This is a genomic window from Bradyrhizobium sp. 2S1 (assembly GCF_011516625.5).
GTDB classification, from domain to species: Bacteria; Pseudomonadota; Alphaproteobacteria; order Rhizobiales; family Xanthobacteraceae; genus Bradyrhizobium; species Bradyrhizobium septentrionale.
This window is the reverse complement of record NZ_CP147717.1, coordinates 9889831-9901725: the sequence shown is the minus strand read 5'-3', so window position 1 is coordinate 9901725 and position 11895 is coordinate 9889831. Positions and strand designations below refer to the sequence as shown.

General features: G+C 63.9%; 10 protein-coding genes and 1 pseudogene. 7 read left to right on the top strand and 4 right to left on the bottom strand.

What is annotated here, in order from left to right; all coding sequences use genetic code 11:
- The first annotated feature begins 27 nt into the window (after positions 1–27).
- The 6 genes from HAP54_RS47010 to HAP54_RS46985 all read left to right on the top strand — a co-directional run bounded on the left by HAP54_RS47010 (position 28) and on the right by HAP54_RS46985 (position 5789).
- Positions 28–834 carry an FAD binding domain-containing protein gene (locus HAP54_RS47010; protein WP_166298090.1) on the top strand — a complete coding sequence of 269 codons (807 nt, stop codon included), beginning with the start codon at positions 28–30 and terminating at the stop codon, positions 832–834.
- Positions 835–882: 48 nt separating this feature from the next.
- Complete coding sequence (locus HAP54_RS47005) at positions 883–1791, top strand: AAA family ATPase (protein WP_029081610.1); 909 nt, start codon at positions 883–885, stop codon at positions 1789–1791.
- 137 nt (positions 1792–1928) lie between these two features.
- Complete coding sequence (locus HAP54_RS47000; RefSeq protein ID WP_175619325.1) at positions 1929–3131, top strand: vWA domain-containing protein; 1203 nt, start codon at positions 1929–1931, stop codon at positions 3129–3131.
- Between the two features lie 29 nt (positions 3132–3160).
- Positions 3161–3484 carry an XdhC family protein gene (locus HAP54_RS46995; protein WP_166298089.1) on the top strand — a complete coding sequence of 108 codons (324 nt, stop codon included), beginning with the start codon at positions 3161–3163 and terminating at the stop codon, positions 3482–3484.
- A gap of 2 nt (positions 3485–3486) precedes the next feature.
- On the top strand, positions 3487–4188 hold the full coding sequence (locus HAP54_RS46990) for an XdhC family protein (RefSeq protein WP_166298088.1): 702 nt from the start codon (positions 3487–3489) through the stop codon (positions 4186–4188).
- Positions 4185–5789, top strand: a complete 1605-nt coding sequence (locus tag HAP54_RS46985; protein ID WP_166298087.1) for an NTP transferase domain-containing protein — start codon at positions 4185–4187, stop codon at positions 5787–5789. Before HAP54_RS46990 ends, HAP54_RS46985 begins: the two co-directional genes overlap by 4 nt.
- Positions 5790–5835: 46 nt before the next feature.
- On the opposite strand, the gene HAP54_RS46980 is transcribed toward HAP54_RS46985, so the two are convergent.
- Positions 5836–7272, bottom strand: a complete 1437-nt coding sequence (locus HAP54_RS46980) for an IS701 family transposase (RefSeq protein ID WP_166307160.1) — start codon at positions 7270–7272, stop codon at positions 5836–5838.
- Positions 7273–7406: 134 nt separating this feature from the next.
- Between HAP54_RS46980 and HAP54_RS46975 the strand changes: the two genes are divergently transcribed.
- Positions 7407–8741 (top strand): IS1182 family transposase, encoded by a 1335-nt coding sequence (locus tag HAP54_RS46975; RefSeq protein ID WP_166293900.1) that lies wholly within the window; start codon positions 7407–7409, stop codon positions 8739–8741.
- A 222-nt stretch (positions 8742–8963) separates the two neighbouring features.
- Here the strand turns inward: HAP54_RS46975 and HAP54_RS46970 are convergent.
- The 3 genes and pseudogenes from HAP54_RS46970 to HAP54_RS46960 form a co-directional block, all read right to left on the bottom strand.
- Positions 8964–10306, bottom strand: a pseudogene (locus tag HAP54_RS46970) (IS1380-like element ISBdi2 family transposase).
- 93 nt (positions 10307–10399) lie between these two features.
- On the bottom strand, positions 10400–10993 hold the full coding sequence (locus tag HAP54_RS46965; RefSeq protein WP_166298086.1) for a recombinase family protein: 594 nt from the start codon (positions 10991–10993) through the stop codon (positions 10400–10402).
- Entirely contained in the window at positions 10990–11727 is a 738-nt protein-coding gene (locus tag HAP54_RS46960) for an SOS response-associated peptidase (RefSeq protein ID WP_166298085.1), read from the bottom strand. Before HAP54_RS46960 ends, HAP54_RS46965 begins: the two co-directional genes overlap by 4 nt.
- Positions 11728–11895: the final 168 nt, after the last annotated feature.

Genomic DNA, 11895 nt, shown 5'->3' with positions numbered 1-11895 from the left:
GTCGCGACAAGCGATCAGGACATTCCAATGTACGAATTCAAATATCATCGTCCCGGCACCGTGCGGCAAGCCGCCAATCTGCTGGTGAAGAACGAGGACGCCAAGCTGATCGCCGGCGGTCACACGCTGGTGCCGGTGATGAAGCAGCGGCTCGCCAGCCCGCCGCATCTGGTCGACCTCTCCCATATCGAAGGTCTCGACACCATCGAGATGAAGGGCCGCTCGCTGGTGATCGGCGCCACCGCAAAGCACGCCGAGGTCGCGAACTCCGCGATCGTGGGCGAGGCGATCCCGGCGCTGGCCGAGCTTGCCGGCATGATCGGCGATCCCGCCGTGCGCCACCGCGGCACCATCGGCGGCTCGCTCGCCAACAACGACCCGACCGCAGACTATCCGGCCGCGGTGCTGGCGCTGGGCGCGACCATCGTCACCAACAAGCGCCGCCTCAAGGCCGAGGAGTATTTCCAGGGCCTGTTCTCGACCGCGCTCGAGGCTGACGAGATCATCACCAAGGTGATGTTCCCGCTGCCGAAGAAGGCGGCCTATGTGAAATTCCGCAACCAGGCCTCGCGCTACGCGTTGGTCGGTGTGTTCGTCGCCAAGCGTCCGTCCGATGTCCGCGTCGCGGTCACAGGCGCAGGCTCCGACGGCGTGTTCCGCGTTACCGCGTTCGAGGACGCCTTGAAGAAGCGGTTCTCGCACAAGGTGCTCGACGGCATCCCGGTTCCGGCCGATGGGCTCAACAGCGACCTGCACGGCAGTGCGGAATACCGCGCGCATCTGATCGGCGTCTTGGCGCGCAGGGCGGTGGAAGCCGCGACCGCCAAGGGCTAAGTACCAAGGCGTGACACTGCTAACCCCTGTTCGAAGACTGGCTGTTCCATGAGTGCATCGGCGTTACCCACTTCCGTCGATGCGCTCGAGGAGCTGTTGACGTCGCGCGGCTACCTCGCCGAACGGTCGCTTGCGACCGTGACCTATCTGGCGCTGCGCATGGGCCGGCCGCTGTTCCTCGAAGGCGAGGCCGGCGTCGGCAAGACCGAAATCGCAAAGGTCCTGTCGGCGGCGCTCGGGCGCAAGCTGATCCGCCTGCAATGCTATGAGGGTCTCGACGTCGCCTCCGCCGTCTACGAGTGGAGCAGCGCGGCGCAGATGATCGCAATTCGGCTGGCGGAGGCCTCCGGCGACACCGATCGCGACCAGCTCGCGAGCGACATTTTCGCCGAGCGTTTCCTGATCAAGCGGCCGCTGTTGCAGGCGCTCGAGCCCGACGTCGCAGGTCCCCCGGTGCTGCTGATCGACGAACTCGACCGCGCCGACGAGGCGTTCGAGGCGTATCTCTTGGAAATTCTCAGCGACTTCCAGGTCACGATCCCCGAGCTCGGCACCGTGAAGGCGCCGGCGCCGCCGATCGTGATCATCACCTCCAACCGCACCCGCGAGATCCACGACGCGCTGAAGCGGCGCTGCCTCTATCACTGGGTGGACTATCCGATCGCCGAGCGCGAGCTCGCGATCGTCAAGTCGCGGGTGCCGGGTATCTCCGCAAAGCTGTCGCAGCAGGTCGTCCGCTTCGTGCAGGCGCTGCGCAACCAGGATTTCTACAAGTCGCCGGGCGTGGCCGAGACCATCGACTGGGCCACCGCGCTGTCCGAGCTCGACGCGCGCTCGTTGACGCCGCAGGTGGTCGGCGACACGCTGGGCGCGCTGCTCAAATATCAGGACGACATCGCGCGGATGCAGGGCGATGCGTTGCAGAAGACATTGAAAGAAGCGACGAGCGAGACGTAAGGCTCGCGTCATAACAACGCCCGTCATTCCGGGGCGATGCGAAGCATCGAACCCGGAATCTCGAGGTTCCCCGGTGCGCAATTGCGCACCTGAGGTTCACGCTGCGCGTGCCCCCGAACGACGGGAAATGGATTACGATGGCGATCAATCACCTCGCGCCTCCGACCGGCCACATGGCCGACAACGTAGTCGGCTTTGCCCGCGCGCTGCGGGCGGCCGGGCTCCCGGTCGGGCCGGGTTCGGTGATCGATGCGCTCGACGCGCTGCAGCTGATCGAGGTCGGCCACCGCGGCGATTTCTACGCCACGCTGGAAGCGATCTTCGTCAAGCGCCACGAGCATGCGCTGATCTTCCGCCAGGCCTTTGCGCTGTTCTTCCGCGCCGCCGAGGAGTGGAAGAGCATGCTGGATTCGGTGCCGCTGCCGGATCACGCCAAAAAGAAGCCGCCGCCGGCCTCGCGCCGCGTCCAGGAGGCATTAGCGCAACCGGCGCGGCACGAGGAGCGGCCGCAGGCCCAGGAGCAGGAGCTGAAACTCTCGGTCTCCGACAAGGAGGTGCTGCAGAAGAAGGATTTTGCGCAGATGACCGCGGCCGAGATCGCCGAGGTCGTCAGAGAGATCGCCAAGATGCGGCTGCCGCAGGCCGAGCTCGTCACCCGCCGCTACCAGCCGGACGCGCGGGGGCTGCGGCTCGACATGCGCCGCACCGTGCGCAACTCGTTGCGCACCGGCGGCGAGATCATCGACATCAGAAAGCTCGGCCGGATCGAGAAGCCGGCGCCGATCGTGGCGCTGCTCGATATCTCGGGCTCGATGAGCGAATACACCCGCCTGTTCCTGCACTTCCTGCATGCCATCACCGACGCCCGCAAGCGGGTCTCGGTGTTCCTGTTCGGCACCCGCCTGACCAATGTGACGCGCGCGTTACGGGCGCGTGACCCCGACGAGGCGCTGGCGAGCTGCTCGTCCTCGGTCGAGGACTGGGCCGGCGGCACCCGGATCGCGACCTCGCTGCATACCTTCAACCAGCTCTGGGCTCGCCGGGTGCTCGGGCAGGGCGCCATCGTCCTCCTTATATCCGATGGACTAGAACGGGAGGCCGATGCCAAACTGGCGTTCGAGATGGACCGATTGCACCGCTCCTGCCGCCGCCTGATCTGGCTCAACCCGCTGCTGCGCTATTCCGGCTTCGAGGCCAAGGCGCAGGGCATCAAAATGATGTTGCCCCACGTTGACGAATTTCGCCCGGTGCATAACTTGACGTCCATCAAGGGCTTGATCGGGGCGCTGTCGTCGCCGCCGCCGGCGCACCACCGCAGCCTGATCCGTTCTGTAGCCTAAGAAGCCTGACCCATAAGCAGGAGGCCACCATGCTGAACCGCGACGAAGACATCCTGCAGGCCGCCGAGACCTGGCAGAAACAGGGCCATGGCGTGGCGCTTGCCACCGTGATCGAGACTTGGGGGGCGGCGCCGCGCCCGGCCGGCTCGAGCCTCGTGATCAATGACGACGGCACCTTCTTAGGCAGCGTCTCCGGCGGCTGCGTCGAGGGCGCCGTGGTCACCGAGGCGCTCGACGTGATCGCGAGCGGCCAGCCAAAAATGCTCGAATTCGGCGTTGCCGACGAGACGGCCTGGAATGTCGGCCTGTCCTGCGGCGGCACCATCCGCGTGTTCGTCGAGAAGGTCGGTTAGCCGTGAAACTCGAGGTCCTGAAAGAGCTCAACGCCGAGCGCGCCGCGCGCCGCCCGGTCATCATCGTCACCGACACCGCCAATGGCGAGCAGCGCCTGGTGAAGGCCAAGGACATCGCGGCCGATCCGCTACGCGCCGAGCTAGCCAAGCAACTCAGGATGGGCAAGAGCGGCAATGCCGAGGTCGCCGGCAAAAAGTTGTTCCTCAACGTCTACGCGCCGACGGCAAAACTCGTGATCATCGGCGCGGTCCATATTAGCCAGGCGCTGGCGCCGCTGGCGCGCTCGCTCGACTATGACGTGACGGTGGTCGATCCGCGCACCGCGTTTGCGAGCCCCGAGCGTTTCCCCGACGTGCCGCTGGTTGCCGAATGGCCCGACGTCGCGCTGCCGCCGCTCAACGTCGATCACTATACGGCGTTCGTCGCGGTGACGCATGATCCCAAGATCGACGATCCGGCGCTGCTGCACGCCTTCGATCGCGACTGCTTCTATATCGGCGCACTCGGCTCGCGGAAGACGCACGCCAAGCGCGCCGAGCGGCTGCGGGCGCAGGGCGCCAAGGACAGCGACATCGCGCGCATCCACGCGCCGATCGGCCTCGACATCGGCGCGGTGTCGCCGTCGGAGATCGCGGTTGCGATCATGGCCGAGATCACCGCGCAGCTGCGTCTGCCTCCAAAAGAAAAAGAAGAAGCGGCATGAAGTTCGGTCCCGCCAGTCCGGCCGACGCGATTGGCGGCGTCACCGTGCATACGCTCCGCCAGGGTGCGCTGGTGCTCAAGAAGGGCACCACGATCGGCGAGGCGGAGGTCGAGGCGCTGACCAAAGCCGGCGTCAAGGACGTCGTCGTGGTGCGGCTGGAGAAGGGCGACGTCTCCGAGGACGTCGCGGCGGCCAGCATCGCGCAGGCGGTGGCGGGCGAGGGCGTCAATGTCGAGCGCGCCTTCACCGGCCGCGCCAATCTGTTCGCGGCGCGCCCCGGTGTGCTGGTGGTCGACCGCGCCGCCGTCGACCGCATCAACGGCGTCGACGAGGCCATCACTTTCGCAACGCTCGCGGCGTATAAGCCGGTGGTCGAAGGCGAGATGATCGCGACCGTCAAGCTGATCCCGTTCGGCGTCGAGGGCCGGCTGCGCGACGCGGCCGTCGCGGTCGCCGGCAAGGATACGCTGCGGATCGCGCCTTACGTGATCCGGAAGGTCGGCGTGGTCTCGACGCTGCTGCCGGGCCTAGCGCCGAAGGTGATCGACAAGACGCTGCGCGTCACCGCCGAGCGGCTCGCGCCCGCCGTTGCCACGATCATTGCCGAGCGCCGCGTGCCGCATGACGAGACCGTGCTGGCGGCCGCGATCAAGGAATTGCTCGGCCTGGGCGCCGAGCTCGTCATCGTGTTCGGGGCGTCGGCGATCGCCGACCGCCGCGACGTCATACCGGCCGCGATCACCGAGATCGGCGGCGCGATCGAGCATTTCGGCATGCCGGTCGATCCCGGCAATCTGCTTCTGATCGGCAGTGCCGGCGGCGTGCCGGTGCTCGGTGCGCCGGGCTGCGCGCGCTCGCCGGTCGAGAACGGTTTCGACTGGGTGCTGATGCGGCTGCTCGCCGGCATCAAGGTGACGCGGTCGGATCTCACCGGCATGGGCGTCGGCGGCCTGTTGATGGAGATCGTGACGCGGCCGCAGCCGCGCACCGTGCCGGACACCGAAGGCAACCGCAACGTCGCGGCGATCGTGCTCGCGGCGGGACGTTCGACCCGGATGGGCGGCCCGAACAAGCTGCTCGCTGAGCTCGACGGCAAGAAGCTCGTGCGCATCGTCGCCGAGCAGGCGCTGGCCTCGAAGGCCTCGGAGGTGATCGTCGTCACCGGGCATCAGGCCGATCTGGTCGAGCAAGCGCTGGCGGATCTCCAGGTGAAGTTCGTCCGCAATCCGGATTTCGCCGGTGGCCTCGCCAGTTCGGTGAAATCAGGCATCGGCGCGGTCTCCGACGCCGCCGACGGCGCGATCGTCTGCCTCGGCGACATGCCGCTGATCGATGCGCAACTGATCGACCGCCTGATCGAGACCTTCGAGCCGGACCGCGGCCATCTGATCGCGGTCCCCGTCAGCGAGGGCCGCCGCGGCAATCCGGTACTGTGGTCGCGGCGCTTCTTCAGGGAATTGATGACGCTCGACGGCGACATCGGCGCCCGTCATCTGATCGCCAAGCATGCCGAGGTGGTCGCCGAGGTCCCGGTCGAAGGCAACAGCGCCTTCCTCGACATCGATACGCCGCAGGCGCTGGAAGCGGCAAGGCGGGGATAGCTCCATCCGCCGTGGTCCCGGCCTAGTGCGCAATTGCGCCCTAGTCCTACTGCGTCACAAACGATGATCTGTCTAGTGGTCGAACTTGATCGCACAACAAGGACATCTCGACAGCGTTCGGACGAGCCCATGTTCGAGGCGCCGTCGCATCGTCGCGATCGAATTTGGAATGTGACGTTGGGTCCGCAGCGGCAAATCCGCGGGGTCTGTAATCTGCGGGAATGCGATCGAGCAGGATCGGCCGGGCGTGCCGAGTGCCTGAGGGGGGAATCGTCTCCCGCTCGGAGATCAGGAATCCGTAGGCTGCGATGCACATTGTTGCGTGATGATGAAAGCCGCGCCAGCCGCGTCCCTCGAAGTGGCCGAGCCCGACCTCCTGCTTGAGTTCCTGATAGTCGCGTTCGATGCGCCAGCGCAATTTAGCCGTCTCAACGAGAGTCCGGAATGCCACATCCTCCGGCAATGTCGAGAGCCAGTATTTGGTAGGCTGGTCCTCGCCTTTTGGCCATTCGATCAGCAACCATTCCTCCAATCGCCGGGTGGTTTGCCAATAATCACGATGCGCGGCACGGACCCGCACGCGGGCAAAGCGCGAGGTCAGCTTTTCGTTCGTTCCTTGCCGCCACGTGATGGTGCGCCAAGCTTTGTCCGGCAGGCCGATCGCGAGCGCCTTGACGGCGGCCGGCTGATGCTGACGGTTGCGGCGCATCAGTTTCGGTGGACGGCCGCGGCCCGACCATGGCTTCGGCGGCAAGGGACCGGTACCGGGCGCCCATACCGTTGTGCTCGACAGAAGACCCGCCACATAGGTCAATCCCAGCGCCGTGATCTCCGTGCGCAGGTCGCTGTTATTGCCATAGCCCGCGTCCATCAGTACGACACCGCGTGGAAGGCCGCTCGCGCAGGCCCACCGCAACTGCTCCAGCGCGATCTCCGGCTTGGTCCGGAAGCCAACTTCGGCAGGAATGCCCACCTTGCGCCGCCGATCGCAGTCCTCAGTCCATTCCTTCGGAAGATAAAGGCGATAAGCGACAGGCAGGCTGGCGTGGTGGTTGGCAATCGACAGTGACACCGCCACCTGACAATTATCCTGCTTGCCGAGCTGCCCGCAATATTGCCGTGCAACTCCAACTGAATGTCGGCCCTGCTTGGGAAATCCGGTATCGTCGATGATCCAGGCTTCGATGGGGCCCTGGCGTTCAATCGCCGGCAGGACCATCTCACGTACCTTGCCCAGCACCTTCTCATCCGACCAGGCGCCGCTGCCGACGAAATGCAGCAGCGATTGATGCTGGGCGGCCGTCCGTTCCGGAGCTGTCACCGCCGCCATCGACTCCACGCTCTTGCGACCGCCACAGGCCATCAGGCCGACGCAATAGTCGCGCAGCGGCGCCTTCCGATCAGCATGACCGATGACACTGGCAAGCCCTTCCAAATACGTCGCAAATCGCTTCTCGCTCGTCTTGGTGCCACGCCCGCTCATGTCGGCCTCTCGACTGATGGTCCGTGCTTCATCCATCGCTGATTCTGGCCGGCGGTTTTGTGACTCAGTCAGACTAGGAGCTTGTCTGGATAGTCGCTGTTCAAATCTGGTCGGGTCTGATTCAACATTGGGCGATGAGCAAGTATTTTCGGCCTTGGAACATCGATCAGACGCTGCTTCTGCCGCCGAATGTGCAGGACTTCGTGCCGAAAGGCCATGTCTCGCGGTTTATGGTTGATCTGGTGCGGGAGAGCCTCGATCTCAGGGAGATCATGGGCAGCTATGTGAGCGGGCTTGGGCAGCCGCCGTTTGATCCGCGGATGATGGTGGCGCTGCTGCTGCATAGCTATGCGAGTGGGCTGTATTCGTCGCGTCGGATTGCCAAGGCCTGCCGGGAGCGGAACGATTTTGTGATGATCGTGGCGCTGGATGCGCCGGATTTTCGGACGATCTGCGACTTTCGCAAGCGACATTTGAAGGCGCTCGGCGCGCTATTCGTGCAGGTTCTGAAGTTGTGCGAGACGGCCGGGCTGGTCAAGCTCGGTCATGTCGCGCTGGATGGTACGAAGATCAAGGCGAACGCGTCGAAACACAAGGCGATGAGTTATGAGCGCATGAAGAAGCGCGAGGCGGAATTGAAGGCCGAGGTCGCTCGCATGCTGGCGGCCGCCGAGGCGGCGGATGCCTCGGAGGATGAGACTTTCGGCAACAGCGACGAACTGCCGGACTGGACCGTCGACAAGCAGAAACGGCTGGCGAAGATCCAGCAAGCGATGGCGGCGCTGGAAGCGGACGCCAAACTGGCGGCGGAGGAAGAGCGCCGCATCGAGGCCGAAAAGGAACAGCAGCGCCAGGCCGAAGGCCGCAAGAAGCCGGGCAAACCGGCGGCGCTGCCATCGGAGGAACCCAATCCCAAGGCGCAACGCAACTTCACCGATCCGGAAAGCCGCATCATGAAGTCGAAGGATGGCTTCGTTCAGGCCTATAATGCCCAGGCGGCCGTCGATGCACATGCCCAGATCATTGTCGCGCAAGAACTGACCCAGCACGGCAGCGATCAGGGCCAGTTGGTGCCCCTGATCGAGGCCATCGAGAGCAATCTTGGCCGCAAGCCGCGGCAGGCCTCAGCGGATTCCGGCTACTGCAGCGAAGCCAATCTCGAAGCGCTCGACACACGCAGCATCGATGGCTATGTCGCGCCCGGACGCGCCAAGCACCCGACAGTAGCGAACGGAAAAGTCGGCGGCCCGCTGACACAGGCCATGCGAAAGAAGATCGACGATGGCGGCTTCGAAACACCCTACCGATTGCGAAAGCAAGTGGTGGAGCCGGTGTTCGGGCAGATCAAACAGGCAAGAGGCTTCCGCCAGTTCCTGTTGCGGGGCATCGAGAAAGTGCGCGCCGAGTGGACAATGATCTGCACCGTCCATAACCTCCTCAAGCTGTTCAACCTCGCAAACGCAGCCTGAGCCTGCTACTCTACAACAAATGCCCGTCACGAAAACATATCTGGACGGGCTCCTAGCCCGTCCTATTCGTGAGAGTGCTTTTTTTAGTCCGATTGATGTGGCCGCACATCTGCTCTGACGAGGCGCGCGGGATTGCCTTCGGCTTTTCACCGCCTGACGACCCGTACTTTGCAACGCGCTTGAGGGATGGGTTGGGCGAACGGGGGGCGGACGCCCCGCCGGTCAAGGACCGAGCGGCAGCAGCGCGCCTGGCAAGCCGCGGATCAGGTCGGCTTCGGGACATGCCGCGGCAAACGCAAGGCGAATGCGGCTCGTGGTCTCGACGACACGGGCAGCGAGTTTCAAGAGACGAAGACGCAGCGTCGCGAACTCGGCTGTGGCCAATTCCCGGGCTTTGGGAATCGCGTCGCGCACGGTCAGCATCAGCCAATAAGCGGCGGTGTGGAGAACGAGGCGGACTTGATTGGCGAGCGCCGAACGGCAGCTGGTGCGATCGGAGGCGAGCTGTGTCTTATGCAGCTTGATCAGATTCTCGGCTTGGCCGCGCGCGCAATACAGGCTGTCGTAGATCCACTCGGCCGAGCCGACATCGAGGCTGGTGACGACGAAACGGATGTCGAGGCCGAGCATCGTCGCCTCAATACGGGCGACGGTACGCCGTTCGCGATCCCAGGACTTGGCCTTGTGGCGCGTCTCGGTATAGCCACGCAGAACCGGCAGGTTCTCGATGGCGCGTCGCGTGCGGATGTCGTCGGCGGCCTCGTCGAGTTTCTGGCGAGCGGCTTGGTGCCGGACAGACCGAAGATGTAGTCGATGCCGTTGGTCTCGCACCACGCCATTGCCTCCGGCCGGGCATAGTGCCCGTCGCCACGGAACGTAATTCGCGTGTTGTGCCACCGCGTCCGGATATGCCGTATCAGGCGGCGCAGATGGGCACGCACCTCGACGCCGCCCGGCGTCTTGCCGGGCCGCAACACGACCGCCACGGGCCGGCTCTTCTCCGTGTCGTAGACGTGGATCGGCAGGAAGCAGCGTTCGTCATAATGAGCGTTGAACAGCGAGAGCTGCTGATGGCCGTGGACGACATCGCAGGTATCATCGATGTCGAGCGTGACGGATGCCGGCTCGCGCGGGTAGCTATCCATCCATGCGTCGACCAAAGTGTAGGTCAGTCGGATCACGTCGCGCAGGCGCGGAGCATTCTCCAGCCGCGACAGCGTCGGTTGGGAACACAGATCGCGACCCGTGTCCGGCAGCCGTCCGCAGGCCAGCTTGAATGCGGGATCGGACCGCAGATGATCGAGGTCGTCGGCGTCCTCGTAGCCGCAGCAGATCGCGAACATGCGCGCGCGGAACATATCGACAAGGCTGTGCACGACCCGCGTCGGATCGCGCCGATCCGGGAACACCCGGGCCAAATTGTCGGCCAAGCCGAGACGCCGCTCGGCCATCGCCAGAAGCATCACGCCCCCGTTCGAGGTCAGCCGACCGCCATCGAAGGCAGCTGTGACTTTCTTGGCGTGAACGGCTGGAAACGAGAAGGGCAGAATCGTATCATCGGTCATGGCGGGCCTGGCGTTCGCGGTTGAGGTGATGGGGTTGGCTTTGCAACCGAATCCTACGCCGCATCAGCGCTTTACACCACGCTCGCCAGCCTCTCAGGCGCACTCTGACGAATAAGACGGGCTAGCGTCAATCAAACTCCGTCTTAAACCATATCCTGGGGGCGCTCCTTGCCAAAAGCCGCGACTGCCTAGAGTGCAGTGCCCAGCAAAGACTTTGGAGGAAAGGCGCCTGCTGTAGCCCGCGGCGTCCACCCTTTGCAAAGTCTTGAGCAAAGTCGACGCAAGGCTACCATCGTTCTCAAAATCTTCAGCGCAATAGATAACCGGGATGCCTTTCTCCTTGCAGAGATACTCGTAGTGCGCGCTTTCATCAGCATCTTGGAAGCGACCCCAGCGACTAACATCGTAGACCAGAATGACTTCGAAGTCGGCCTGCTTAGTCTGAACGTCTTTGAGCAGCGACTTGAGGGCTGGTCGTCTGTTCAAATCCAAGCCACTACGCGCTTCGTCCGAATATTTCCGAACGATTTGGATGCCGTGAGCGGCGGCGTATGCGGCAATCGCATCTTCCTGATTTAAAGTTGAGTAATCCTGCTCGTCGGTGGACATCCGGACATACTGTGCTGCCCGCCGAGCTTTTTCAGAGCCAGGCAGGTTGTCCCGCCGAATGACTAGATTGTTTGTCATCGGATGTGCCCGCCGTGGGCCACTGTCAACCGTTCGGAAATTATAGCAGCAGCGGCCTTCCAGACCAAATTATGCCAAGGTGGCTCTATCTCCTTGTCTGGGCCTCTCATGACGATTTTAAGCGCGTCGCCGCCCAAAGATCGCTGCAGCGCCTTTGCCTCATCCCATGGCGCGCGCATCCAGACATCGTGCTCCTCGTCGGTGGTGAGGATGACGGGCATGGCCTTGGGATGGATTGGCGCAACAACCGCATTGGGCTCGGTCGTCAGGAAGCCGTAGACGAGGTGAGGTCCGGGGATTGGCTTCGACTTGGTGCCGCGTTCGCCCTTGAACTCGGTCCATATGCCAGCGAAGGCCGTCAGCGGCCGCTCGTCGTTGAGCGCGAACCAAACGACGTCCTTTTTCTTCGTCTCCGGGTTAGGCTCCGGAGCGTATTCGGCGAAGCTATTGAACGGGACCAGGCAGCGGTTTTCTGGCTTAAGCCAGCCCCGCCAGTGCGGCGAGGACGTGTTGCGGATGTTGGTCACCGGTGGGCCACCCGTGCGAGGCGGCGGTGGCATGCCCCAGCGCATAAGCACCATCTCGCGCCCGTCACCAACATTGCGGACGATAGGTGCTGGGTAGTCAGGGAAAACGTCCGGCATAGGGGCTAGGTTGCCGACGTACCTGTTGACGACCCGAAACAGGTTCAGGATCGCGGCCTGGTTGGTCGTGATGCTGTAGAGATTGCACATTGCTCAGACATGAGGCTTTCCGGCTTTATCGTCGAGTGATCTGTTGGCTGTGCGGCCGTTGGCCAATGCCTCGACAGTCTCGACAACGTGCCGACGCCCAGCTGGATCCTTGATCGAACGAAATGCTCGCAGCAATCGAAATATCTCTGCAGCGTCTCGGGCGAGCTG